The organism is Conexibacter sp. CPCC 206217 (assembly GCF_030646165.1).
In the GTDB taxonomy this organism is placed as follows: domain Bacteria; phylum Actinomycetota; class Thermoleophilia; order Solirubrobacterales; family Solirubrobacteraceae; genus Conexibacter.
The window spans coordinates 172,861-198,075 of the sequence record NZ_JAUTDO010000001.1 but is presented as its reverse complement, the minus strand read 5'-3'; the positions used below and the strand labels follow the sequence as shown (position 1 = coordinate 198,075).

General features: G+C 69.8%; 24 protein-coding genes. 14 read left to right on the top strand and 10 right to left on the bottom strand.

Annotation, left to right across the window (positions count from 1 at the left end):
* Positions 1-45 precede the first annotated feature (45 nt).
* Positions 46-735: a hypothetical protein gene (locus Q7L65_RS00925; protein ID WP_304718330.1), complete on the bottom strand. Its 690-nt coding sequence runs from the start codon at positions 733-735 to the stop codon at positions 46-48.
* A 65-nt stretch (positions 736-800) separates the two neighbouring features.
* Entirely contained in the window at positions 801-1,475 is a 675-nt protein-coding gene (locus Q7L65_RS00920; RefSeq protein ID WP_304718329.1) for a hypothetical protein, read from the bottom strand.
* A 57-nt stretch (positions 1,476-1,532) separates the two neighbouring features.
* Here Q7L65_RS00920 and Q7L65_RS00915 point away from each other — a divergent pair, with 57 nt between their 5' ends.
* A complete protein-coding gene (locus Q7L65_RS00915) occupies positions 1,533-2,228 on the top strand; it encodes a DUF3800 domain-containing protein (RefSeq protein ID WP_304718328.1) in 696 nt (231 codons plus the stop codon).
* Positions 2,229-2,245: 17 nt separating this feature from the next.
* Positions 2,246-2,578 carry a hypothetical protein gene (locus Q7L65_RS00910; protein WP_304718327.1) on the top strand — a complete coding sequence of 111 codons (333 nt, stop codon included), beginning with the start codon at positions 2,246-2,248 and terminating at the stop codon, positions 2,576-2,578.
* Positions 2,579-2,695: 117 nt separating this feature from the next.
* Here Q7L65_RS00910 and Q7L65_RS00905 read toward each other — a convergent pair whose 3' ends face one another.
* Together Q7L65_RS00905 and Q7L65_RS00900 are read right to left on the bottom strand one after the other, a co-directional pair.
* On the bottom strand, positions 2,696-3,250 hold the full coding sequence (locus Q7L65_RS00905; RefSeq protein WP_304718326.1) for a hypothetical protein: 555 nt from the start codon (positions 3,248-3,250) through the stop codon (positions 2,696-2,698).
* Between the two features lie 141 nt (positions 3,251-3,391).
* Entirely contained in the window at positions 3,392-3,715 is a 324-nt protein-coding gene (locus Q7L65_RS00900) for a hypothetical protein (protein ID WP_304718325.1), read from the bottom strand.
* An 837-nt stretch (positions 3,716-4,552) separates the two neighbouring features.
* Here Q7L65_RS00900 and Q7L65_RS00895 point away from each other — a divergent pair.
* The 4 genes from Q7L65_RS00895 to Q7L65_RS00880 all read left to right on the top strand — a co-directional run bounded on the left by Q7L65_RS00895 (position 4,553) and on the right by Q7L65_RS00880 (position 9,890).
* Positions 4,553-5,845 (top strand): S8/S53 family peptidase, encoded by a 1,293-nt coding sequence (locus Q7L65_RS00895; RefSeq protein WP_304718324.1) that lies wholly within the window; start codon positions 4,553-4,555, stop codon positions 5,843-5,845.
* A complete protein-coding gene (locus Q7L65_RS00890; protein ID WP_304718323.1) occupies positions 5,842-7,398 on the top strand; it encodes a hypothetical protein in 1,557 nt (518 codons plus the stop codon). The genes Q7L65_RS00895 and Q7L65_RS00890 overlap by 4 nt, the downstream gene beginning before the upstream one ends.
* Positions 7,399-7,623: 225 nt before the next feature.
* Positions 7,624-9,285 carry a carboxypeptidase-like regulatory domain-containing protein gene (locus tag Q7L65_RS00885; RefSeq protein ID WP_304718322.1) on the top strand — a complete coding sequence of 554 codons (1,662 nt, stop codon included), beginning with the start codon at positions 7,624-7,626 and terminating at the stop codon, positions 9,283-9,285.
* A gap of 311 nt (positions 9,286-9,596) precedes the next feature.
* The gene (locus Q7L65_RS00880) at positions 9,597-9,890 is read left to right on the top strand and encodes a hypothetical protein (protein ID WP_304718321.1); all 294 of its coding nucleotides are present in this window, start codon (positions 9,597-9,599) and stop codon (positions 9,888-9,890) included.
* Between the two features lie 101 nt (positions 9,891-9,991).
* Here the strand turns inward: Q7L65_RS00880 and Q7L65_RS00875 are convergent, their stop codons facing one another.
* From Q7L65_RS00875 to Q7L65_RS00865, 3 genes are all read right to left on the bottom strand, one after another.
* Positions 9,992-10,579 (bottom strand): hypothetical protein, encoded by a 588-nt coding sequence (locus Q7L65_RS00875; RefSeq protein WP_304718320.1) that lies wholly within the window; start codon positions 10,577-10,579, stop codon positions 9,992-9,994.
* Positions 10,580-10,593: 14 nt separating this feature from the next.
* On the bottom strand, positions 10,594-11,172 hold the full coding sequence (locus Q7L65_RS00870) for a type 1 glutamine amidotransferase domain-containing protein (RefSeq protein ID WP_304718319.1): 579 nt from the start codon (positions 11,170-11,172) through the stop codon (positions 10,594-10,596).
* A 116-nt stretch (positions 11,173-11,288) separates the two neighbouring features.
* Positions 11,289-11,621: a cyclic nucleotide-binding domain-containing protein gene (locus Q7L65_RS00865; RefSeq protein WP_304718318.1), complete on the bottom strand. Its 333-nt coding sequence runs from the start codon at positions 11,619-11,621 to the stop codon at positions 11,289-11,291.
* A gap of 142 nt (positions 11,622-11,763) precedes the next feature.
* On the opposite strand from Q7L65_RS00865, the gene Q7L65_RS00860 reads away from it, so the two are divergent.
* Both Q7L65_RS00860 and Q7L65_RS00855 read left to right on the top strand, forming a co-directional pair.
* Positions 11,764-13,608 (top strand): sigma-54-dependent Fis family transcriptional regulator, encoded by a 1,845-nt coding sequence (locus Q7L65_RS00860; RefSeq protein WP_304718317.1) that lies wholly within the window; start codon positions 11,764-11,766, stop codon positions 13,606-13,608.
* A gap of 10 nt (positions 13,609-13,618) precedes the next feature.
* Positions 13,619-14,596, top strand: coding sequence for an alpha/beta hydrolase (locus Q7L65_RS00855; protein WP_304718316.1), 978 nt, complete (start codon positions 13,619-13,621; stop codon positions 14,594-14,596).
* Positions 14,597-14,666: 70 nt separating this feature from the next.
* Here Q7L65_RS00855 and Q7L65_RS00850 read toward each other — a convergent pair whose 3' ends face one another.
* The 3 genes from Q7L65_RS00850 to Q7L65_RS00840 all read right to left on the bottom strand — a co-directional run bounded on the left by Q7L65_RS00850 (position 14,667) and on the right by Q7L65_RS00840 (position 17,901).
* Positions 14,667-15,485, bottom strand: a complete 819-nt coding sequence (locus tag Q7L65_RS00850; RefSeq protein ID WP_304718315.1) for an enoyl-CoA hydratase/isomerase family protein — start codon at positions 15,483-15,485, stop codon at positions 14,667-14,669.
* A 75-nt stretch (positions 15,486-15,560) separates the two neighbouring features.
* A complete protein-coding gene (locus Q7L65_RS00845; protein ID WP_304718314.1) occupies positions 15,561-16,652 on the bottom strand; it encodes an LLM class flavin-dependent oxidoreductase in 1,092 nt (363 codons plus the stop codon).
* A 46-nt stretch (positions 16,653-16,698) separates the two neighbouring features.
* Positions 16,699-17,901 (bottom strand): CaiB/BaiF CoA-transferase family protein, encoded by a 1,203-nt coding sequence (locus tag Q7L65_RS00840; protein WP_304718313.1) that lies wholly within the window; start codon positions 17,899-17,901, stop codon positions 16,699-16,701.
* A gap of 269 nt (positions 17,902-18,170) precedes the next feature.
* On the opposite strand from Q7L65_RS00840, the gene Q7L65_RS00835 reads away from it, so the two are divergent.
* From Q7L65_RS00835 to Q7L65_RS00810, 6 genes are all read left to right on the top strand, one after another.
* Positions 18,171-18,947, top strand: coding sequence for an alpha/beta fold hydrolase (locus Q7L65_RS00835; protein ID WP_304718312.1), 777 nt, complete (start codon positions 18,171-18,173; stop codon positions 18,945-18,947).
* Between the two features lie 35 nt (positions 18,948-18,982).
* Positions 18,983-20,617, top strand: a complete 1,635-nt coding sequence (locus tag Q7L65_RS00830; protein WP_304718311.1) for a GMC family oxidoreductase — start codon at positions 18,983-18,985, stop codon at positions 20,615-20,617.
* Between the two features lie 10 nt (positions 20,618-20,627).
* Complete coding sequence (locus Q7L65_RS00825; protein ID WP_304718310.1) at positions 20,628-21,299, top strand: gluconate 2-dehydrogenase subunit 3 family protein; 672 nt, start codon at positions 20,628-20,630, stop codon at positions 21,297-21,299.
* 63 nt (positions 21,300-21,362) lie between these two features.
* A complete protein-coding gene (locus Q7L65_RS00820) occupies positions 21,363-22,451 on the top strand; it encodes a substrate-binding domain-containing protein (RefSeq protein ID WP_304718309.1) in 1,089 nt (362 codons plus the stop codon).
* The gene (locus Q7L65_RS00815) at positions 22,448-24,025 is read left to right on the top strand and encodes a sugar ABC transporter ATP-binding protein (protein ID WP_304718308.1); all 1,578 of its coding nucleotides are present in this window, start codon (positions 22,448-22,450) and stop codon (positions 24,023-24,025) included. The genes Q7L65_RS00820 and Q7L65_RS00815 overlap by 4 nt, the downstream gene beginning before the upstream one ends.
* A 55-nt stretch (positions 24,026-24,080) precedes the next feature.
* Complete coding sequence (locus tag Q7L65_RS00810) at positions 24,081-25,214, top strand: ABC transporter permease (protein ID WP_304718307.1); 1,134 nt, start codon at positions 24,081-24,083, stop codon at positions 25,212-25,214.
* Position 25,215: the final 1 nt, after the last annotated feature.

Sequence of the window (25,215 nt, the reverse complement as noted above, 5' to 3'; positions counted from 1 at the left end):
GACGAAGACAAGCGTGTACAGGCGACCGGGGCAAAAGGCCGGGGGCTAGAGCACGATCAACACGAGCGCGAGCACGAGGCCCACAACGGTCGCGCCGAGCAGCATCAACCAGCGACGTGATGTGACGTTCGAGCTACCCTGTGCTCGGCGCGCCTCGGCCGTTCCCACCGCGAGGATCGCTTCGCGCTCGAACCGTTCGAGCAGCACATCGGTGTCACGGCTTGCGTCCTGCATTATTGCCGCAGCGTCGGTTGGGCGCATGTGACCGGTGAACTTGGGCCATGGCAGGCGACCGTAGGCAAACTCGGCGTAGTCGCTTCCCTCGCGCACCTTGCTGGATACCTCGTCGATCAAGGCGACGAGGACGTGATCTCGACCCATAAGGACCCGGAGCCGAGCGAGCGGGTATCTGAGTCCTGCGAGCGATTCGTCAACAGCATTGCGCCAAGCGGGGTCCCATGGCTCGTCGCTACCTCTAGCGGGGCCGGCAGGGTATGGGAGCTGGTCGACCGTCCTTCTTTGCAGATTCGTCCATGCGGCATTCGCCGCGTCCAGCGCGACGAGTGCATCATCGATGGCGGCACGCTTCGCGCTGAGGTCCTGCATGTTCTCGCTATGCGCCAGCGTCCTCCGGTTGACCAGGACCGCCACAGCTACCGCCACCAACCCGACGAGGATCGGACCGACCGCGAGCGCGATGTCAGCGCTACTTGTAGCCTCGGGGGCGTCACGCATCGCAGCCGCAGTCTTGCCTGCCGCTGGTACGGGTGCGCCGGTCGAAGTCGGGAGCGTGGAGCCGGTCAAGGTCCGACGGGCTTGGGCGCGGACAATGGGGGCAACGGGCCGATAAGCCGGCCCAGCGCAGGATCGGTTTGTTGTGGGGGTGCAAGCGGCGTCGGTTCGACAAGCTGCACGACCGGCTCGTATACCCGAACGATCTGTGTCTCGTTCGTTGATACCAGGCTCCCGGCGAGCCCGAGCAGAAGCCCGATCGTGACGCATGCGGCACCTGCAAGTTGTCGCCTGATCGATGGCTTCAACGTCTCCCGGCGCTCGGCTTCGGTCGTGTCGATGTAGTCCCTCAGCTCCTGGCCGAGTCGTGCGGCTTCTTCGACCGCTGCATCTGCGCGCTCCTTGATGTACCTGCGCAGCTCGGAGAGGTCTCTGTCGATGTAGTCGACGTAGCGTTCAAGCAGGGCGATACGCTCTTTGTCAGTCGCGCTCGGCCTAAGACCAGGTCGAGCGATTCCGTCGGCCGTCATCGTCCCGCCCGCGGTCGCTCCTCCACGGCCGATGTGCTCGACTGCCTTTGGTCTCAGCAACCATCGGAGCGAGCGCCGGAATCGACCGACCGCGCGGGTCCACGGCGGAAGCACTCCGAACTCCTGACTGCGGATCATCGCCAGCTCATAGAAGACGAGCGCGAGGCCGACAAATTCGAAAGCTGCCCCGGTGATCGTTAGACCAGTCGACACGAACAGCAGTATCGCCGAGCTGGTGCTGTCACGCGGCAGGTCACTGGCGCACCGCGAATGACGGCGGCGTACCGTGCATCGGCTGATGTACATGCTCCACGCGACGAATCGGGCAAGTCGGGCCTGAAGGACCTGAAGCAGCCGTTTCACGTACTCGAGGGCCTGGCCGTCCACGATGGACAGTGGCAAGCGATGGAGAAACCCTTGAACGCGCGGATCGACACGCTCGTGCCGCCTCCTCGTGCCCAAACATGGGAGCTGCACATGACCGACATGGTCAACGGCAAAGGCTGCTTCAGAGGCGTCAACCGGGGTGTACGCGAGGCACTTTGCAACGCCACGCTCGACGTGATCGATGCGCACAGACCGACGTTCATATTCATCGCGCTCGACAAGCAGAAACACGTCGCGAAGTACACGACGCCAGGCCCGCCCGAGGACATCACGTACGAGTTCATGATCGAGCGCTTCGACCGGTTCCTGAAGATCAAGAGAGAGGTCGGCGTTATCGTCAGCGATGATCAGAAGGGCTCCGAGGACCAGATCCGGAGGGCTCACTCGCGCTATCGCAGAGGTGGCACGAGCTGGTCAAAGATCGACCACATCATCGAGACGCCGTTCTTCGCGCCATCTCACTGGTCACGCATGCTCCAGGTCGTTGACATGGCGACGTGGCTGCCGCACGCCGGCCAGACGGACGAGCTGCGTCTTCGCGTCGAGCGGATCGAACGAGCGCTGCTTCGCGGGCGTTGACTACGAGGAGAGAGCCGATGGCAATGAAGCACCACGTCGCACGCGCCGTGCTTGTCGCAGCGATCGTCCTGGCCGCAATAGCGCCGACGGCATCGGCACGCACCACGATGGTGCTGGCGCCGGAGTCGAAGGAGACCATTCGCGGCGACGTGCTGTGGATGCGCACCGTTCCTGATCGAGCCCTGCTGGCGCCGTTTGCGCTCGACTACCGAGGGCGCTGGTGCTGGGCTCCCGCAGAGGTCTACGAGGAGAGCTGCACGGTCCTCGTGAGCCGTCGGGTGCAAGGACGCCGCACGCTCGACAACGGCTCGCGGGTCCCGGTGCGCGTCACGTACACGGAGCACTTCTAGATCCACCGCTCGGTCGATGCCGGCTCGCATCATCACCAACGATCATCCGCTCCTGCGCCCCGGAAGCCCTGACTCCGGGGCGCTTTGGTGGGAGGCAAAGTGCGTCCTGGAAGACGGTCACGCCGCAACGACAAGTGCTCGCCACGCGGTCGTGACCTCGATGACCTGGCCTGCGTTGATCACATTGGCCGTTGCCACCAGTCTGATCGTGTGCGAGCCGGAAGCGAGCGTCAGCTCGCTCTGTTGGGCTGCGGTGCATCGCCCCTGCGCGTTCAGTTCGAACCGCGCAGGCTTCGATCTCTGGAGAACGCCGTCGACATATGCGTAGCCGCCCATCTGGAGCGGCGCAGCGATGATGGCGAACTCGAACACCATCGAGAGCAGCAGGACGCTTCTCACAGGAAGCGAGAAGGTGACCGATGTGCCAGGAACGTCGGTCAGGGTGTTGCCAGCAAAGATTGTCGAATTGCTCGCCGCGCCAACGATGGTCGGCAGGATCTTGCGAGACGTGACCGCTCCGTCGGCAAGCGACGCCTCGACCACGCTCGCATCGACAGGGGTGCGTCTGTCTGCCCAACGGGGATCTGTGAGGATCGCGTTCACGTCGGCGTCGATCTCGTCGAGCGGCGTGCCGACCGCCGTCTCGATGGACGCTGGGTCTCTGAACTCCACGCGGTGATAGCTGCGGTATCTCGTTCTCGTTGTCATCGGGCACTCCCGGGGGTTGGCGAAAGGTCGCCGTGGTGCGCTAAGTCATCAGCGCACCCCCTGGGCTTTGCTCTGTCGTGGGCATCGGGCGCTCGAAGCTCGTCTTCAGCCGGCTCGCATGGCGCCGGTGCCGGGTCTGACCTCCTGAAGCGAACCGTCGGACGCTCTGTACGTCCAGACGGGTCTCGGTGCTTCGGGAGCCGCCTCGATCGCGATTCGCGAGAGGGCCGTGTCGAGGCCGACCTGATCGAGACGGACGATTGCATCGGTTCGGGCGGGACGCCGTTCGCGGTAGCTGCTGTCTTCGCCAGAGACGTACGCGGCGATGGTTTTGGCTGTCGCCAGGGCAGCGAGCTGAGTCTGGAGGAGCTTGAGCGTGTCGCGGACAGTGGCGCGGGCGTTCTCGACTGTCTCGACCGCGGTCTGCATCAGCTCGGCGCCGTGTTCGCTGATCGCCGCTTCGAGTCCACGAAGAGCCCGATCCTCGACCTCCCTCAGCGCCTCAGAAGGGCGGCGATACGTCGCCTTTCTTTTTCTCAGGCGCGAACCGTCATCTGCGCCAACGGCGGGTGCGTCGTCGCCGCAGACCGGCGCGACGCTACCTCAGTGAATCGACGTGCCGCAGCTGTGAGGCTCGCGCAGGACGGGGTTTCTCGTTGCGACATCGCAATGCGACTCGGAGCCGCTCCCAGCACCGTCCGTGGGTGGCTCGCTGACCCGGACGGTTCGTGCGCACGGCGGCGGAAGGCTGGGTACGGCGCCCGCTGTGACCGGTGCGGGACGAGGACGAGCGGGAACCGGCCGGGAGCTGCTCGTCGGCGCTGCCGTCGCTGCGCCGGAGAGCAGTCCCGCCGATGGCCGCCGTCGGTGATCGCGTCGAGGGCGATCGAGTGGCGCCGGCGCCACGGCCGGTGGCCGAGAGCGTCCGACTGGCATGCGACCCGCGCTCGGGAGCGCGGAGGGGCGGCATGGGCGCGGTGGAGCGAGAGCCGCTGGCCGCCGGCGAGCACGGTCACGCGCGTCTACGGCCGCTTCGCGTTGGCCGTCGAGGCCGCCGCGCGACGCATGGGCGAACAGAGATATCTGGATTGAGGCGCGCAAATGCTCAAAACCTCCTCACTGTGGGCACACTCCCACTCATCTGTTGTGTCGCGCCGGGCGATTTGTCGCCTCGGGCGCGCCTGGAATTCAGGGTCGCGAGGGGACGACGTGGTCGGCGTGAAGCGCGTGCGAAGCCAACGACGGACGCAGGCGGGGGCAGCGACGGTGCTCGTGCTCGCTCTCTTGGCGATGGGGGTCACGACCAGCGCTGCAGAGACGCTCAGCACGTCTCAGACGCGCGACTCTGCGGCGCAGTTTCTGGCGACGGCGCCGCCGCCGCCAGCGGTCGGCTCGATCTGCCTGATCGACACCGGCGTCGATCTGACACCCGATACCAGCGCTGTGCATGCCCGCCTCTCGCTCTGGGACGACATCGTCGGCGATACCAGCCCGACGCATCACGGAACTGTCGTCGCCGCAATGATCGGCGCACCTCTGAACGGCTGGGGCATCGTCGGCATCTGGCCCGTGGCAGGGGCGCATATCGTCAGCATTCGCGCGAACACTGCCGGCGGCGACGAGTTCAGCGTCTCTTCCTACTACCAAGCGCTGCAGCGATGCGACGAGCTCGCCAGCTTCTACGGGATCAAGGTCGTGTTGCTCGCGCTCGGATCGGAGGCACCGTTGACCGAGGAGGAGACCTTTGCCCTGAACGACAGAATCGCGAGCGTGCGAGGACACGGGCTCAACGTCGTCGCAGCCGCGGGGAACAACAACGGCGGCGCGCTCGAGACACCGGCGCAGCTGCCGGGCGTTCTGTCGGTTGGCGGATCGGCTGCGGACGGGACGCGCTGCGCGATCAGCGCTGCAGGGGCTCGACTCCAAGCTCCTGGATGCGGGATCGACGCGCTCGACACGGCCTCCGGCACGCCCCTCACCTTTCAGGGCACGACCGCCAGCGCGGCCGTGGCTGCCGTAGCGATCGACGCATTGCGCTCATGGCGCCCCGAACTCTCCCCTGACGATGCCGAGCATCTCTTGCTGTCGACCGCGGTGCCCGCGGCCGGCGGTGGCCGGCTCGACGTTGCCGCTGCGTTCCGCGCCGCCGGTCTCGCTGCTGTGGTCGACAGCGCCCCGCCGATCGGATCGCCGCCGCCACAGCCGCCACCGCCCGACGGCGGGCTGCCCGATCTCGCGCCGCCGAAGGATCGGTTGCCGAGACCGCGAGTACGGACTCGTTGGCTGGCGAGACACCCGTCGCGGCTGGAGGTCCGTCTTCGCAACCTCCCGCGGGCAGCCCGCGGCGTCATCGTCGTTGCGGATCGCCGCAGCAGGGGCAGACGCCAGCGGTTGCATCGGATCGTCCGCAAGCAGACCGGGACCCGGCTCAACCGCATCACGGTGCGCTCGCGACGGCCGCTGAGGCTGACGATCAGCTTCGTCGATCCGTCGCACAAGCGGTTGGACAGCCGTCCGCTCGTCGTCCGGATCGGTGCAGCTCGGAAGGGGAGCCGATGAAGACGTTCGTGACAGCGATCGGGGCGGCGCTCGTCGTGCTGCTTGCTCCGGCGATCACCACGGCGGCGACGTTCGAGGTCCGCGTCTGCGCCGACGCACCGGCTCTCACAGCGTCGGCCGCGACCGCGTCGAACTCGCAGCCGACCACGTTGGCGGCGACCGCGGCTTGCCGCAGAGATCCCGTCAGCCAGTTCGACGGGCTCGCGGCGACCGATGTCAGCGGCGCCCCCAACGCGTCCGCCGGAGCAGGCGCCGGGTGGACCATCACCGCAGTTCCGGGGACGAGGATCGTCTCGGCGAGAGTGCGCCGGTATCTCGGCAAGCGCTCCAACTCCTGGCAGGTCTGGACGAGGACCGGCGAGGGACAGACGCTCGACACGTGCGAGATCACCTCCGCCATCAGCTGCACGGTCGGTGCGATCCCAACCGACCCTCAATCGATCGTGACGTACCCGAACCTCGACACAGAGGCACTCACCTGGGGCATCTCGTGCAGACCGTCGCTTGGCGACTGCGCGACGGGCGTGTCGTTGCGCAGCGCTTGGGCCGTCGTGTACGGCGCGACGGTGACCGTCAACGATCCGGAGCCACCGCAGCTGCAGCCGCTCGCCGGCGGCTTGGTCGCGGCGACGCGCTGGCACGCCGGCATTGAGCAGGCGATCGTCTCGGCCAGCGCCGCGAGCGGGATCAGACGCCTCGAGCTGCTGGTGGACGGTGCCGCCGCGACTGCCACAGACCAGAGCTGCGACTACACGCAGATGCGCCCCTGTCCGCGCGACGCGCAGCTGACCGCGAGCGTCGATCTGGCGACGCTGACGGATGGCATCCACCAGGTGGCTGGGCTCGCGGTCGATGCCGCTGGTCAGTCGACGACTTCGGCGCCGACGGCGATCGCGGTCGACACGCACGCTCCCTCGGCGCCGGTCAGCATGGCCGTCTCGCGCAACGTCGACGCGACGGTGAACGCCAGGTGGGGCAACCCCGATCGAGGCACCGGCGCGCCGATCGTGGCCGTCCAGTACCAGTTCTGCCCGATCGCGTCCGATGTCGGTTGCGTCGGGAGCGGGATCGTCGCCGGTGACGGCATCAACTCGCTCGAGCGTATCCGGCCGCCAGCAGGCAGCGCGCCATGGGACCTCGTGATCTGGCTGCAGGACGCCGCAGGGCACGCCGATCGAGCGGCCGCCGCTCGTCAGCTGATTGCCCCGACGAAGCCGCCGCCCGACCCCGAGCCGAGAAGACCGTCTCCCCCGAAAGCAGGGAGACAGCCGACCAGGCTGCGGATCGCCGGCGTCGCCCGGCGCGGCGGGTGGCTTCGAGTGCGCGGAACTGCGGTCCGAGCCTTCACGGGGAAAGTCAGAGTCGCGCTGCGGCGGAGCCGCCACGGTCGTTTCGTGACGAGGCGGACCGTCGTAGTTCGAAACGGCGGCGTGTCGACTCGGCTCGACGTCCGTGGGCGTCGCTCGCTGTCGGGCTACCTCGTGACGATCCACTTTCCCGGCAGCGCTGAATTCCGTACGACGACGGCGCTGCGCCGTCTCGGCAGAAACTGAGAGGGGCGGAATTTCATGAATTCGCGACAGAAGAAACGAACCGACGATTGCCGACACGCTGGGGGTGTCGGTACGTCCCAATCCGTCGTGTAGCGGAAGGAACCCGCGATGCCCATTCGGTCGATTTCGTCGCGCCCTCTCAAAGCTCTCGCGCTCTTGGTCGCGTTCGGCGCAGCGAGCGCTGCTCAGGTCGCGGTACCAGCCGGAGCCACTGCCGGAACGTACGTGGCCTACAGCTGCCATACGCCATCGGGCAGATGGGCATCGACAGAAGGATGGACCGGTTCGATCGTCTCGACGAACCCTGGTGCGGCCAGAACCTATGAGGACTGCCAGCAGTCCGGGCAGCCGAACCCGAGCGGCAACCTGGTCGCCGAGCTGCGTGAGCCGCCATCTCTGCCCGACTATGCGAGAGCCGGGGACTACGCCGCGTGGGGAGTCGGCGGTCCCGACGGCACCTTGATCCAGGACGCGAGAGTCGGGCTCTGCGCCCGCGCGAACGCGATAACGGGAAGCCGCGTCTCGATCGGCCCGCTCATCAGCTGGATCTCGCCGGGCATGACCGTGTTGTTCCCGCGGGCGGAATTGGACGGGTGGCTTGGATGCGGCGGCGACCCCTGGTGGCGCAGCGACCCTCAGACCGGCGGGAGAAACTACATCGACCTGAACGGTCTCAACTCCGAGCGCCTGTACTTCACCAGCTGGTGCGGCGTCGAGGACTGCAATCCAGGCCACGACCCGTACGTTCGAGTCGAGATAGCCGCCGCGCAGCTCCGCCTTCGCGACGAGCAGGCCCCGACAGTTGACCGCGCCGCCGGCAGCCTCGCCAACGGCGTGCCCGAGAACGGCAGGCTCTCGGCGACCTTCGACGCTCACGACGTCGGCGGCGGGATCTACCGGGCGATCGTCGACGTCAAAGTGCACCAGTCCGGCGACTGGCGTCAGTTCACCGCTGAGATCGTCGATCGCGTCGGTGGGCGCTGCGCACCGGCTGGCGAGACCGGTGACCTGCACGAGTTCCTCTACCCGAAGCCCTGTGCGGATGCCGTCGCGGACGCCCAGGTGTCGCTCGACACCAGCCAGCTTCCCGTCGGCGACCACCTCGTCCGTGCGCAGATCGAGGATGCCGCCGGCAATCGCACCGACATCGTCCCGGCCCGCATCATCCACATCGACGCGCCCGACCCGGGACGACCGCTCGGCATCGTCGAGCCGCCTGCGCCGAACAACGGCCAGGGTGCGAGCACGAAGGCACTGGTACGCCTCGCGCGCGAGAGCCGAACGGTCCGCTATCGCGCGAAGCTCGACATCAGAGGACGTCTCGTCGACGAGCACGACAGACCGATCGCCGGTGCCAAGCTGCAGGTGGACTCGCGTCGTCTGATTCCCCGTCGCGGGCCGAGAGGCGCTTCGTGGACGCCGCTGGGGAAGGTGACGACCGACAGAGCCGGTCGGTTCACAGCCCGCATCCCGACGACGACCTCGCGCGTGCTCCGGTTCTCGTACAAGGCGAACCTCGCGCAGGACGGATTCACCTCCGCGGCCCAGTTCGGCGTCAGCGTCCGCGCGCACGTCGCGATTCGAGCGAAGCGATCCAGCGTGCGCAACGGGCAGGCCGCCGTCTTCGTCGGCCGAGTGCTCAGCACCCCGCGCGGCGGAGTGCCCCTCTCGCTGCAAGCGTGGGTCGCCGGACGCGGCTGGACTCCGGCGCGCACCGAGCAGCCCAGCCCACGTACCGGGCTCAGAGGCCGCTTCCGCGTCGCGTACCGCTTCGCGCGCACCTACAGCCGTGTCGTCTACAGATTCCGCCTCGTCGTCGGCGAGGACTCGAACTTCCCGTTCGTGCAGACGGCGAGCAGGCGGATGAAGGTCGTGGTGAGGCCATAGGGGGACGTCGGCGAGACCCGCTGTCTGCGTCGTGGTGGGCAAGAGTCGCCGACCCGGGCGCTCATCCGATCGATGCGGCCCGATACCGTCAAATTTTGTACCGTTTTTCGCGCACATCGACCCGCAGCTCGGTGCCGCCGCGCTGCAGATGAGGACCGCAACGTGCGTGCCGACGTCATCGACGCGACCGGCTGCCTGCGGGCTGAACATCTCGCCGGGCAGCCGATGCTCGTCACTCCCGCGCTCCGCCGTGATCGCGTTGGCGCGTTCTCGTTATGCGGCCCGCGGGAGCGGGGATGTTCTCGTTCGCGATGACGGCCGATCGTGCCAAGGAGACGTTTGTCGGACTGTGGATCATCGCGTGGGTCGTCGTCGGACTGACGCGCCTCGTCGGGATCGACGCGGATGGTGTCGGGTGGCGGATCGTCGCTCTTGCGATGCTCGCCGTGCAGGCTGTGCTCGGCGTCAGCTTCCTCGTCCTGTGGTCCCGTGAACAGCGCAGCGAGGGCCGTCTCTGGAGCGAGCTGCGGCTCTGGGCGTGGTCCCTCGGCGCGATCCTCACGATCGGTGGCACGTACGCGCTGCTGCTCGAAGTGGTCGGCTGAGGTCGCCAGCGGCGATGGCAGACCTGATCTTCGTGCTCGCCGCGGCTCCCGCGGTGATGGCCTTCATAGTGGGGACGGGCGCGGCGGCGCGGGGAGTCGGTCTACGATCTCCGCCGACGCTCAGAGAACGCGGTGAGCGCCACTACTCGCGCAGACGGGTGCTGGAGTCGGTCTACAACCGACGTTGACGTTCGCCGAGCGGCATCTCGTGCGGCCCACAGCTCGGCGGTGCTGCGCTCGGCGCTCGCGTCGTGCATGCGCTGCAGGTTGCGGCCGCCGCGCGCGAAGGTCGCGGCGACGGCAGCCGGCACGTCATGCTCGCCGAAGGGCCGCTCCAGCCACTCCGCGGGTCGCACGTGGTGGACGCCGACGGCCCGGGCCGCGGCCGAGTCGTCGTAGCGCCACGGTCCGGCGATGCGGCCGAGGCGGTAGGTGCCGTCGCCGAGGCGTGTCCAGACGCTGGTCCCGTCCGGCAGCTCCGCGAACCGGCGCAGCATCCGGCCGGCCTTCGCGCCGAAGCAGGCGCCGGTCGCCGTGACTGCCTCATCGAGCGTGGGCGGCGTCGCGGGGAGCGCCTCGCCGATCCCGACCAGGCCGTTCGCGACGCCGTGCTCGGCACCGGCGCCCGCGGGGGCGCCGTGCGCGCGAGCTCGCATCGGCGCGCGGTAGACCGGGGTCGTGACGTCCACCTTGCGGGGCGGCTTCAGGCGGTCGCGCCCTCGCGGTGGACCTCGTGGCGGCCTTCGGCGAACTCCTCGACGAGTTTGGCGCAGAAGGCCGGCAGGTCGTCCGGTCTGCGGCTGGAGACGAGGCCCTGGTCAGTGACGACCTCCTCGTCGACCCATCTGCCGCCGGCGTTGACGATGTCGGTCCTGATGCTCGGGTAGGAGGTGATCGTGCGGCCACGCACGAGGTCGGCCTCCACGAGCGACCAAGGCCCGTGGCAGATCACGCCGACGGGCTTGCCCGTCTTGAACCAGGCTTGCAGGAACTCGATCGCGTCGGTGTCGAGGCGCAGGTTGTCGGGGTTGGCGACACCGCCGGGCAGGATCAGCCCGTCATAGTCGCCGGGGGACGCGTCGCCGACGAGCTTGTCGACAGCGAATCTGTCGGATGGGTTGATGTCGTGTCTGGTCGCCTGGATCTCACCCTCGTGGATCGACAGCAGCACCGTCGTTGCGCCGGCGTCGGTGACAGCCTTGCGCGGCTGCTCCAACTCGACCTGCTCGACGCCGTCTGCGGCGAGGATCGCGATCGCCTTGCCGTTCAGCTCGTTGGCCATTGGTCGTCCGTCCTTTCGATCGTGAGGTGTCTCCCACAACCCGCTACCCGCTACCGGCGGAGTCAAGCCCGCCGTTACTTCGCTGTCGAGTGGGGGAGCGGCGAGGCTGACACGGTTCATCCGCCGATCACGCGCACGACCGCGGACAGGAACGCCGCCTCGCCGGTGACGAGGCTCAGCTCGCCGAGGAAGCGACCGGCCCCGTGGACTCCGACCGTCCGCTCGCCGCGCGATCCGAGGCCCTCGACCACGGCGATCGTCCCGTCGAGCACGACGAAGAAGTCGCTGTCGCGGTCGCCCTCGCGATAGAGCACCTCACCTGCCTCGGTGCGACGGCGCGCCGCGCCGGGCGCGCGTGCGAACAGCTCGACCTGCTCCGCGCTCAGGCGCGGATAGGCGCCGTACGGATCGGGGGTCTCGCGCAGCTCGTCGGCGACGGAGCGGTTCATCACTCCTGCTTCCTAGGCCGGACGGCCGCATTCGACAAATGCGGCGGCTGGGGGCGCGCTTCGAGCGTCTCAGATTGAGACGCCAGCGGCGGGTTCGGCGGTCCTAAGATCGGCCTCCCGTTCCGTCAACCGGGAGGAGAGAATGACGCGTCTCGTGAAGGAGGGCGCGGCTCTCGCGCGCGCCCGCGACACGTGGGTGCAGACCGGGTCGCTGCCCGCGGAGGTGTCGCTGCGACCCGAGATCGCCGCGTCGTGGCAGCGCTCGCTCGACTCCGGCATCAGGCCGGACAGCTTCCAGCTGCGCCACGATCGCGCCGCGGCCGCGGACGGGCCGCTGCGGGAGGCGGCGGCGCCCGTCGTCGACACGCGCACGCGCCGCCTCGGCGGGATCGCGGCGAGCCTGGTCGTGGCGGACGAGGCTGGGCGCGTCGTGCACTGCAGCCCGGCCACGCGCGAAACGGTCAGAACGCTGCGGACCGCGCACGTCGAGGTCGGCACCTCGTTCGACGAAACGCTCGTCGGCACCAACGGCGTCGGGACGGTGCTCGCGACCGAGCAGGCCGTCGTGATCAACGGCGCCGAGCACTACCTCGACGAGCTGCAGGAGCTGGCGTGCGTCGGCGTGCCGATCCGCCATCCGCTCGAGCAGCGGCTCGTCGGCGTGCTCAACCTCTGCTGCCGGATCGACGACGCCGACGACCGGCTGCTGCCGTTCGCGCGCGACGCCGCGCACGAGATCGAGCGGCGCCTGTACCTGATGGGCTCGAAGGCGGAGCGGCTCGTGCTCGAGCGCTTCCTGTCGGCGAAGGCGCGCTGCGACGGCCGCCCGATCATCTCGCTCAACCAGGACATGATCATCAGCAACACGGCCGCCGCGCCGCTGCTCGACGACGTCGGCCAGGCGCGCATCTGGCAGCACGCCAGCGGCGCGATCGACGCGCGCGCCTCGCGCGAGGGGACGCTCGAGCTGACCTCGGGTCGCACGCTGACGACGCGCTGCCATCCGATCGGAGAGGGCGAGGAGGTCGTCGGCGCGCTCGTCGAGCTGGACGCGCCGGTGAGCACCGGCGCGAGCACGGCCGCCGCCGAGCTGCTCCCGGGCGCCGGTGCCGTCGCGACGCCCGCTTGGGCGCTCGACGGCCTCTCCGGCACGAGCCCCGCCTGGCGCGCCGTCGCGACGCAGGTGCGCTCCTACGGCGACAGCCGGCTGCCGCTGCTGATCGAGGGCGAGGCCGGCGTCGGCAAGCTCGCGCTAGCGCGCTCGATGTTCGCTGACGTCGACGCGCAGGGCCTGCTGTCCGTCTTCGAGGCGCGGCTGCAGCCGATCGAGGGCGCAGCCAGATGGATCACGACGCTGCGCGAGGCGCTCGTCGATCCGCGGCGGGTCGTCGTCGTGCGGCACCTCGAGGCGCTCGAGGACGACGCGGCGCAGGCGCTCGTCAGCCTGATCGAGACGTTCGAGCCCGCCGGGACGCTGTTCGCCGGCACGCTCACGAGCGACCGGCACCCACGCGCGGCCCACCCGCGCTGGGTCGACCGCTTCGCCGTCGTGACGGTCAGGATTCCGCCGCTGCGCGAGCGGCGCGAGGACCTGGAGCCGTTGCTCGACGCGCTCACGCTGCGCCATGTCGATGCCGTCGACGCGCCGGCGCCGCGCTGGCTGCCCGAGACGGTCGCGGCGCTGGCACGCCAGGAGTGGTCGGCGAACGTGCGCGAGCTGGAGACGCTCGTGCGGCGGGTGCTCGCGACCGCCGCGGGCGGGCGCGAGATCACGCTCGCGCAGCTGCCGCAGGACCTGCGCGAGCGCGACGAGCAGGGACGCGTGCTGTCCTGCCTCGAGCGGCTCGAGCGCGATGCGCTGGTCGCCGCGCTGGAGGCCGCGCGCGGCAACAAGGCGGAGGCCGCCGCCCAGCTCGGCATCTCGCGCGCGACGCTGTACCGCAAGATCCGTGCGTTCGGCCTGGAGGCCGACCGCGTCCTCAGATGACAGGAGAGAGATGACGCTGGAACCCCAGGCCGCGGCGTTCCTGCGACGGCTCGCCGACGCCGGCGCGCCGCCGCAGCACACGCTCACGCCCGCGCAGGCGCGGAGCGCCCACGACGACGCGGCCGCGACCGTCAGCATCCTCGGGGAGCCCGTCGCGGAGGTGCGCGACGTCGTCGTCTCCGGACCGGGGGGTGAGATCCCCGTCCGCCTCTACGCGCCGCAGCAGCGCGAGCGCCGCGGCGCGCTCGTCTACATCCACGGCGGCGGCTTCGTCGTCGGCTCGCTCGACAGCTTCGACGGGCTCTGCCGCGCGCTCGCCAACCGCGCCGGCACGACCGTCGTCAGCGTCGACTACCGCCGTGCGCCCGAGCACCGCTTCCCCGCCGCGCTGGACGACTGCCTCGCCGTCACGGGGTGGGCGGCCGCGGGCGGCGCGGAGCCGCTGGCCGAGGGCGGGAGCGTCGTCGTGGCGGGTGACAGCGCGGGCGGGAACCTCGCGGCGCTCGTCGCGATCGCCGCGCGCGACCGCGGCGGGCCGCCGCTGGCGGGGCAGGCGCTGCTGTATCCGATGACGGATGCGACGATGAGCATGCCGTCGATGCGGGAGCTGGCCGAGGGCTACTCGCTGACCGCGGCCGACGTCGCCTGGTTCTGGGAGCACTACCTCGGTGAGACGGACGGCTCCGCGCCGGCGCCCGGAGCCTCGCCGCTGCATGTCGAGGATCTCGCCGGCCTCCCGCCGGCGCTCGTCGTGACGGCCGGGTACGACCCGCTGCGCGACGAGGGCGACGCCTACGCGCTGCGGCTGAGCGACGCCGGCAACGCCGTAGGGCGGCGCCGCTTCGACGGCATGATCCACGGCTTCGCGCGCATGACGGCGCTGTTCGACAGCGCCGTCGTCGCGCTCGACGAGGTCGCCGCGTTCGTGCGCGGGCTGCCGGATGCCGATCCGGGCGCAGCGGAGCAGCGGCCCGCGCTGCGGGGCTGAGCGGCGGCGTGCGCCGCGGGCTGAGCGGCGGCCCGCGGCGCCGGGGTGAGCGGCGGCGTGCGCCGCGCGCTCAGCCGTCTCTGCGCACGAAGCGGCGGATCGCCGCCTGCTGCGCGGCGGTCGTGAAGCAGAGCGCGACCGCTTGGCGCTCGACCTCGTAGCCGGCCTCGCCGCCGCCGCGGGCGGCGTGGATCGCGCGCTTGGCGAGCGCGGCCGCTGCCGGCTCGGGGTGCGCAGCGATCTCGGCAGCGAGCGCGAGCGCCGCGTCCAGCAGCTGCGCCCGCCCGTGCACGCTGCGCACGAGCCGCAGCGCGAGCGCCTCCTGCGCGTCGAGCGTGCGCGCGCTCAGGATCAGGTCCTTCGCGACCGCCTCGCCGACGATCCGCGGCAACCGCTGGGTCGCACCCCATCCCGGGATGTGGCCGAGCGTGATCTCTGGCTGTCCGAGCCTCGCGGTGTCCGCCGCGAGGCGGAAGTCGCACGCGAGCGCGACCTCCAGGCCGCCGCCGAGCGCGTAGCCGTTGATCGCGGCGATCGTCGGCTGCGGCAGCTGCTCCAGCAGGCTCATGACGGACTGGCCGCGGGCCATCACCGCCTCGGCGCCGAGCGGGCCGAGCTCGTCGAAGCCGGTCACGTCTGCGCCGGCGCAGAAGGCGCGATCGCCGGCGCCGGTGACGATCACGACGCGGACTTCGGGCGCCGCGGCAAGCGTCTTCAGGCGCGCTTCGAGCGCGTCGAGCGTGTTCGCGTCGATCGCGTTGAGCCGCCGCGGCCGGTCGAGCGTGAGCAGCTCGACGGACGCTCCGCCGCAGAGCAGGCGGCGCTCGCTGCGAAGGCCCAGGCTCAGATCGGAAAGCGCCCTTGCGGGCGCGGGTGCGCTGCTCTGCACGCTGCTGCTCCTCAGCTCGATGGAAGGGGGCCAGGGGGCGCCCGGCGCGTGCCGGGCGCCCTGGCGCGCGGCCGCTCAGGCCGCGGCGCCCGCCGGGGTGATGTCGCGCAGCTCCAGCCGCGGGACGACCTCGGTCGCCAGCAGCTCGAGGCAGTTGCGCCATGCCTCGGGGTTGTCCGAGTAGTCCCACGTCTGCAGGTTCGTCACGCCCCAGCCACCGGCGGCGTTGTACTGCTCCTGCAGCCGCTCGGCGACGCTCTCGGGCGAGCCGACCAGCCACGCGTTCTTCGCCAGCCACTCGACCGTCAGCTCCTGGCCGTCCGGGACCATGTATCTGTCGAGCCCGCCGGCCTTGAAGAACGGGATGAAGAACTCGCGGTAGGTGCGGCCCATCATGCCGTCGACGCAGAGGCGCATCGCCTCTTCGTCGGTGTCGGCGACGAAGATGTCGCGCGAGACGCGCCAGTTGCGGCGGTCGGCGACGAGCCCCGCCTCGACCGCACCCTCCTCGTACGCCTCCCAGTGCGAGGCGAGGTAGTGGTGGGAGAGGTTGAGGCTGAGCGGGTAGAAGCCGCGCTTGCCGGCCAGCTTCAGCGTCGAGGAGCGCGGGCTCAGGCCCGCCATCCCGATCGGCGGCCCCGGCTGCTGAAACGGCTTGATGAACAGGCCGGTGCGCTCGGGGTCCTCGTTTCTGAAGTCGAGTCTGCCCCAGTACTTGCTGTCATAGGTGAAGCCAGAGTCGTCAGCGGCCCACAGGCCCTCGATGATCTCCAGCGCCTCCATCGTCATCGCGGCGCTGTATCTCTGGTCGATGCCGAACAGGTCGGCGTCGGTTCTGAAGCCGCCCGTGCCGATGCCGAACATGTAGCGGCCTCTGGCGAGCTGATCCAGCAACGCCACGCGGTGAGCGAGCTCGACGGGGTGGTGGTACGGCAGCAGGTGCGCACCCGCGCACAGCTTGATTCTCTCCGTCACCATCAGCGCCTGCGCGATCAGGATGTCGGGCGCGCAGTGGGGCTCCCACTTGATCGTGAAGTGCTCCCCGAACCAGGCTTCCTTGTAGCCGAGCTGGTCGGCCCACTGGAGGACCTGCAGGTCCCACTGTGCGCCTTCGTACACGCCGCGTTCCGGCGGATGGTTCGGCATGACGATCAGACCAAGGTCCATCTTTGTTCCCTCCGGGTGGTTGTGAAGATCGGTTGGGTGTCCGGCGTCACGGTGTGACGCCGGAGTCGGTCAGTTCGGCGAGCTGCTGTTCGCTGCAGCCGACCTCCGCGAGCGCCTCGCGCGTGTGCTGCCCGAGTGCGGGCGGCGGAGTGCGCACGCTCGTGTCGAGCGCGCTGTAGCTGATCGGGTGGCGCAGCAGCTTGATCGGGCCGGCCTCCGGGTGGTCGAGCTCGACGACGGGGTCGACGGCGCGCACGGCGTCGTCGGCGAAGACCGCGTCGTAGTCGTTGACGGGCGCGCACCAGACGCCGGCGGCGCGCAGCTTGGCGACCAGCTCCTCGGTCCCCCAGGGCGCCAGCACACCGGCGAGCGCGCGGTAGATCGCGTCGCGCTGCGAGATCGCGAGCGCCGGATCCTCGAACGGCTCCAGCTCGGGCGCGCCGTCGAGTGCCGCGCGCAGGGCGGCGACCGTCGAGAGCGAGACCGCGACGTGGCCGTCGCGCGTCGGGTAGAGGCCGTAGGGGGCGGCGTGGAAGGCGGAGCCGAGCGGCTCCTGCGTCGCTGCGATGCGGCTGCCGTTGAGGTGGTAGGTGACGGGCTCGGTCTGCAGGTCCAGGCCGGCCTGCAGCATGTTGACCGCGACGTGCTGGCCCTCGCCGGTGCGCTCGCGGTGCACGAGTGCCGCCAGGACGCCCATCGCCAGCAGCGCTGCCGCGTGCTGGTCGACGACGGGTGCGCCCGCCGCGACGGGCGCCTGCTCCGCTGAGCCGGTCGCGGCCGTGAGGCCGGTGAGCGCCTGCATCAGCAGGTCCTGACCCGGGAGTGCGCGAAACGGGCTGTCGGCGCCGAAGCCGGAGGCCGAGGCGTAGACGAGCGACGGGTTGCCGCCGCGCACGTCGTCGTAGCCGAGCCCGAGTGACTCCATCACGCCGGGTCGGAAGTTCTCGATCACGACGTCGGCGTGCTCGATCAGCCGCAGCGCGGCGGCTCTGCCGGCCGGGCGCTTGAGGTCGAGCGCGACGCTGCGGACGTTGCGGTGCGACAGCAGGAAGAAGGCGCTGACGCCCTCGACGAAGGCGTCTCCGCCCGCCCAGCTGCGCTCCCACGCGCCCGCGTGCGGGTTCTCGACTTTGACGACGTCGGCACCGAGGTCGGACAGGTATTGAGCGCCGACCGGACCCAGCAGGAACTGGGTGAAGGCGACGATGCGGATGCCCGCGAGTCCCCGCGGAGGGTCTTCTCTGCCCACGTCTTGCCTCGCTCCTCTTACCGAACAGATGTCACTCAACGACGGCGATCGACGGGTGGCCGAGTCGCGCACGTTCAGTGAAGCTGGCGGTCACCATAGGTCCCGCCGCAGGCGTCTGCAACCGCCGTCTCAGCGGCGTCGCAAGGTCGCACACGAGTGTCGCAAGATGCGACACATCGGGCGTTTCGGGCGCCGCGATACTGGCGCGAGCAGAGAGGTGAATTCGTCACTCAGTGAGCGATGAACGTGTCATCGACAAGGAGAGCTTCGTGACTTCAGGAACCACCCACGCGCCGGCGCACCTGCTGATCGGCCACGGTGAGCACCCCGTCATCGTGGTGCATGGCTGGGTCGGCGATCATCGCTCGTTCCAGCCGCTCTGGGACGACCTCGATCGTGATCGTTTCACGTACGCGTTCATGGACGCGCGCGGGTACGGCGCGGCGCGCGGGGTGGAGGGCGAGTTCACGATCGCCGAGATCGGCGAGGACGTGCTCGCGCTCGCCGACGCGCATGGCTGGGAGCGTTTCTCGTTGATCGGCCACTCGATGGGCGCGATGGCGGTCCAGCGCGTCCTGCGCACCGATGCCGGCCGCGTTCGCGCGCTGATCGGGATCACGCCGGTGCCGGCCTCCGGTGCCGAGCTCGACGAGGGCGCATGGGATCTCTTCAGCCGCGCCGTCGACGACCTCGACGCGCGCACGACGGTCTTCACCGTCACCTCGGGGGACCGCTCCTCGCCGACGTGGGTCAAGCGGATCGCGCGCGAGTCGTTTCAGCGGCTGGACCCGATGGCGATGGCCGGCTACCTCAGATCGCACGCCAACGACGGCTTCAGCGACGACATCGCCGGCACCCAGACGCCGGTGCTGGTGCTTGTCGGCGAGCACGACCCGGCGATCCAGCGCGAGGGGATGGAGGCGACGTACCTGCGCTGGTACCCCAACGCCGAGCTGGACACGATCGCCAACGCCGCGCACTACCCGATGGACGAGTCCCCGGTCAGCCTCGTCACGACCGTCGAGCGCTTCCTCGACAAGCACTGACCGCGCAGATTCGCAGTGGAACAGGAGAGAACAACGTGAAGCGCAGACCAGAGATCGCCGAGGTGCTGATCATCGGCGCGGGCGCGTCCGGTGCGACGGCGGCGAAGGTGCTGACCGAGGCCGGCGTGAACGTCGTCGCGCTCGAGCGCGGCCCGTGGCGCAGACCCGACGAGTTCTCGGGCGACGAGATCAAGTACATCAACCGCACCTTCCTGTGGGAGGACCAGCTGTTGAAGCCGCGCACCAAGCGCGAGCACAGCGGCGAGGAGGCCGTCGTCACGCGCTTCTCGCCGACGCCGCAGACGGTCGGCGGCGGTACGACGCACTGGAACGCGCAGTTCCCGCGCCCGACCGTCGACGACCTGCGCGTGCGCAGCGTCTACGGCGAGGTCGACGGGATGACGCTCGCCGACTGGCCGGTCACCTACGAGGAGCTGGAGCCGTACTTCACGAAGATCGAGTGGGAGTTCGGCGCCTCGGGCAAGGGCGGCATCAACCGCTACGAGGGGCCGCGCAGCGCTGACTACCCGTGCCCGCCGGCGCCGCTGACCGGCTATGGCAAGGCCTTCTACAAGGGCTGCGACGAGCTCGGCCTCAACGCCTTCCCGTTCCCGATGGCGATGGTCACCACGCCGCACAAGGGCCGCACGCCGCAGGTCCACTCCGGCTTCTGGCAGGAGTACGGCGAGCCGACGACCGCGAAGTCGACGACGCTGACGTCGTTCATCCCCGAGGCGCTCGCGACCGGCCGCTTCGAGCTGCGTCCCGACTGCTACGTGCGCGAGCTGACGATCGACGGCAGAGGCCGCGTCGACGGTGCGATCTACCTCGACGCCGAAGGTCACGAGATCGAGCAGCGCGCGCAGGCGGTGATCCTCTGCTGCGGTGGGATCGAGACCACGCGGCTGCTGCTGCTGTCGAGATCCGATCGCTTCCCCGACGGGCTGGCCAACAGCAGCGGCAGAGTCGGGCGCAACGCGATGTTCCACGAGTACGTCTTCGCGATCGGCCTGTTCGACCAGGAGACGCAGTCGCCGCTGCGCGGCTGGTCGGGCTCCTACACCGGCGCGGCGACGTATGAGTTCTACAAGACCGACATGAGCCGGGGCCACATCCTCGGCGGGATCGCGGCGGGCTCGACGCTCGGCCATCCGATCAACTGGAACTTCCCCGGCCGCCCCGCCTGGGGGCAGGCCGCCAAGGACGCCGACCGCGACTTCTTCAACCACACGATGAAGATCGGCGTGCCGATCCAGGACGTGCCGCAGGAGAGCAACGTCGTCGACCTCGACCCGACCGTCGTCGACGCCTGGGGCCTGCCGGTCGCGCGCATCACCGCCAGACCGCACGTGAACGACCTCGCGCAGGCGAAGTGGACCGTCGACCGTTGCGCCGAGGTGCTGCAGGCGGCGGGCGCGGCGAAGGTGATGCCCGTCTACATGGACAGATTCAACGGCAACTGCAGCCACGAGATGGGCATGGCGCGGATGGGCGACGACCCGTCGACGTCGGTCGTCGACCGCTGGTGCAGAGCGCACGACGTCGACAACCTCTACGTCTTCGACGGCAGCGTCTTCCCGACCTCGCTCGGCGCCAACCCGACGCTGACGCTGATGGCGAACGCCTGGCGCTGCGCCGAGCACATCCTCGACGAGAAGCGCAAGGGCTGAGGAGGCGACGATGGATCAGAGCAGCGAACCGCTCTTCTTCACCGCGCTGCAGTGGGAGACCGTCGCGGCCGCGGCCGCGCGGATCATCCCGACCGACCATGACCCGGGCGCGACGGAGGCCGGCGTGGTCGGCTTCATCGACCGCTACCTGTCGGGCATCGACTACGTCTACGCGAACCCGTGGGGCAGCGGCTTCCTGCGCCTGGAGGGCCGCCAGGCCGAGGCCTGGAGCCAGCGGATCGAGCGCCAGCAGCGGCGCTACCAGGACGGGCTGAGAGCGCTCGACGAATTGAGCGCCAGCGTGTTCGGCAGCGACTTCCGCACGCTCGGTCCCGAGCAGCAGGACGCGATCCTCGTCGAGCTGTCGGGTCGGCCCAAGCCGGAGCCGGTCGTGCTCGACGGCGACGTCGGAGCGGCCGACCTGACGCAGTCGACCGAAGGGGTCGTGCTGAGCCAGCCGGTCACCGACGAGGAGCTCGACTTCTTCTCGACGCTCGTGCTGCACACGCGCATGGGCTTCTACGGCGACGTCGCCTACGGCGGCAACCGCGATCAGGTCGGCTGGCGCACGATCGGCTTTCCCGGCCCGGCCTCGTTGGCCGACACGCACGGCCGCTACAGCACGATGGACTACATGGAGGAGGTCGACTACTCGCAGCGCACCGCGTCGCACCAGGGATGAGTGTGGGTGCGCCGGGGCGCGCATCCAGATCCAGTTCAACGCAGCAGTTGAGGAGAGTTCTGAATGAGTCGATTGAAGAAGCTCGGCGCGAGCGCCGCGCTCGTCGGCGTGATCGCGCTGACGGCAGGCTGTGGATCGAGCAGCGGCGGTGACACCGGCGGCTCCGCGAGCGCCGACAGCGGCGACAAGCCGCTGATCGGCTTCTCGTTGCGCTTCATCGCCGGCAACCCGTGGCTGGCGACGCTCGCGAGAGACGCGAAGACCGCCGGCGCCAGAGCCGGCTACACCGTTGACACGGTCGACGCACGCGGCGACGCCGTCGCCCAGATCGAGCAGATGCAGTCCTACATCAACCGCGGCGCGAAGGCGATCATCATCGAGCCGGTCTCCGACCAGGCCGTCGCCAGCGGCATCGCGGCCGCCAACGCCGCGGGCGTCCCCGTCGTCGTCGTCAACGACCGCGTCTCCGACGAGCTTGCCAAGACCGTCGCATGCAACATCCACGACGACGCGATCAGAACGGCGGAGCTGATAGGCGCTCACACCGCTGAGATCGCTGACAGAAAGCTGCCCAGAGGCGCGCCGATCAAGCTCTACGTGCAGGCGATCTTCCCGCAGGAGCTGGTCACGCAGACGCGCGAGGACGGCTTCATGAAGGGCTGGAACGACTACTTCGAGGCCCACCCCGGGCGCAGAATAACCAAGCTGCCGAACATCTACGGCAGAGCGCAGCCCGACGCGACGCTCAGAGCGATGCGCGCGACGCTCGCGGCGAATCCCGACGTCAACGTGATCTACAACCAGAGCGACATCGTCTGGGGCGCGATCGAGCAGTCGCTGAAGGAGAGCGGCCTGATGTCCGAGGACGGCAGAACGGACGTGATAGCCGCCAGCTTCGACGGTGACATGGACCTGATCACGCGGATGGCTAACGACCCGAACTTCCCCGTGGTCGCCGAGGCCCTCGGCGAGCCGCGCACACAGGCGAACTACGCGATCGAAGAGGCGGTCGCCGCGATCAGAGGCGAGAGAAGCGGCAACTGCGAGGGCGATCCGCCGACGATCAACCTGCCGCCGACGGCGGTGACGACTGAGACCGCGAGAGAGTACGTCGACGACTCCTCGCCCTACGCGTATAGCAAGCAGAGATGAGCACCCCGGCCGTCGGCCGCGTCGCGACGGCAGCCGCTGGGGACCGCGAGGTCCCCCGGCTCGCCGTGCGGGGCGTGGGCAAGAGCTTTCCCGGGGTGCGCGCGCTGGCCGACATCGACCTGGAGGTGATGCCGGGGGAGATCCACGGACTCGTCGGCCAGAACGGTGCCGGCAAGTCGACGCTCATCAAGATCCTTGCCGGTGTGCAGTCGGCGGACGAGGGGACGTTGCTGACCGACGGCACGGAGGTCCGCTTCAAGCGGCCGCAGGACGCGCAGAAGGCCGGCATCTACACGGTCTTCCAGGAGATGAGCCTGTTCCCGTACCTGTCGGTCGCGGAGAACGTGCAGATCGAGGACATCCCGCGGCTGCGCTGGGGCGGCGTCGACTGGCGCCGCGTGCGCGCGGAGGCGCGCGCCGACCTCGAGCGGCTCGGCTTCGAGATCGACGTGCGCAGGCCCGTCGGCGAGCTGTCGATGGCGCACCAGCAGGCGGTCGAGATCGCGAAGGCGCTGCGCCAGAACGCGCGCGTGGTGCTGCTCGACGAGCCGACCGCGACGCTGTCGGAGTCCGAGGCCGAGCAGCTCTTCCGCGTGCTGCGCCAGCTGCAGTCGGAGGGCATCGCGATGCTCTACATCTCCCATCGTCTCGACGAGCTGTTCCAGATCTGCGGCAAGATCTCGGTCTTCCGCGACGGGCGCAAGATCGCCACCCACGCGGTGCGCGAGACGTCGCCCGACCAGCTCGTGCGGGCGATGCTGGGCAGACGCCTGATGGACGAGTCCGACGCCGTCGTCGAGGAGGGCACGGCGCGGCTGCGACCGCTCAGCAACGGCGACGGGACGGCCGGCGACGTGGTGCTGCGCGCGTCCGGGCTCGCCGACGGCTCGGCGATCAGCGACGTGTCGCTGACGCTGCGCCGCGGCGAGGCGGTCTGCGTCACGGGCCTCGCCGGCAACGGGCAGGCCGAGCTGGCCGCCTGCCTGGCGGGCGTGCGCCCGACGACCGAGGGGGAGTTCGAGGTGCACGGGCGCAGACGCCGCATCCGCAGCGCCGCGCAGGCGATCAAGCTCGGCATCGGGCTGATCCCCGAGGACCGCAAGACGCAGGGGCTGGTGCTCGACATGAGCGTCGCCAACAACGTCACGATGGCGTCGCTGCCGCAGTTCACGCGCGGCCCGGTGCTGTCGCGCGGCGCCGAGCTGCGGGCCGCGCGCGAGATGCAGCGCAGCCTGCAGATCAAGACCTCCGGCGTCGGGCAGGCGGTGCGCAACCTCAGCGGCGGCAACCAGCAGAAGGTCGTGCTGGCGAAATGGCTGCAGAACGGGGCCGACATCCTGATCCTCGACGAGCCGACGCGCGGCGTCGACGTCGGCGCGAAGGCCGAGATCTACGACCTGATCCGGACGTTCATCGCCGATGGCGGGAGCGTCGTGATGGTGACCTCCGAGCTCGAGGAGGCGTTCATGTGCGACCGCGTGATCGTGATGAAGCGCGGCCGCGTCGCCGGCGAGCTCGACAGCGACCAGCTCAAGGCCAACGGCGAAGCGGCCGTGCTCGAGCTGGCGGCGTGAGCGAGACCAAATGCACACGGACAGAGACAAGGACAGTGATCGAATGCACGTGGACATGAGCCAGACGGGGAGCCCCGTCGGCAGCGGCGCGGCGACCGGTCCACCGGCCGGCCGCGATCCGGACGCGTCACCGCGCTCGCAGGAGCCGTCCGGCGCCCGGCGCATCGGCGGCTCGCTGGTGGGGGCGATCGCCCCGCGCGCCTACCTGATCGTCGTGCTGGCGATCGTCGTGCTCGTCGGCACGATGTCGTCGGAGTTCTTCTTCACCGAGCGCAACCTGCTCGCGGTGCTGGTGACCGCCTCGGTGATCGCGGTGCTCGCGGTCGGCCAGTTCCACGTGATGGTGACGGGCGGGATCGACCTCTCCGTCGGCTCCGTCGTGGCGCTGTCGTCCGTCGTCTCGGCGCTGATCCTGTCGAGAGGCAGCCCGCTGATCCTCGCGATCGTGGCGGCGCTCGGCGTCGGCGCGCTGTGCGGCGTCGTCAACGGCGTGCTGGTCGTCTACGGCAGAGTCGCGGCGTTCATCGCGACGCTGGCGATGCTGAGCGTCGCGCGCGGCCTCGCCTACATCATCCAGCAGGATCGCCTGATCCCGATCTCCGACAGAACCTTCCTGTCGATCTTCTCCGGCAGAGTCGCCGGCATCCCCGCACCGGTCCTGATCGCGCTGCTGGTGATGGTGCTCAGCGCGATCGTGATGTCGCTGACCCCGGCCGGGCGGCGGCTGTACGCGTTCGGCGGCAACCCGGAGGCCGCGCGGCTGTCCGGACTGCCCGTCAACCGCGACGTGCTGATGGCGTACGTGACGTCGGCGACGCTCGCCTCGATCGCCGGCCTGATGCTGGCCGCACAGCTGCGACAGGGCAGCGCGATCACCGGCACCGGCTACGAGCTCGACTCGATCGCCGCGGCGGTCGTCGGCGGAACCGCGCTGATGGGCGGGACCGGCGACCCGGTGCGGGCCGTGCTGGGCGCGCTCGTGATCGCGGCGATCTCGAACATCATGGACATCCGCGGGATCGCCGCGGAGGCGCAGCTGATCGTGCAGGGCGGCGTGATCGTGCTGGCCGTCTACGTCACCAGCGGCAGCGGCACGCGCGCGGCGCGGGCGCTCGTGCGGCGGATCCGCCGCGGGAGCGGCGCGTCGCGCAGACAACGTGCGGCGACGGCGGCAGCCGAGGAGGGCTGAG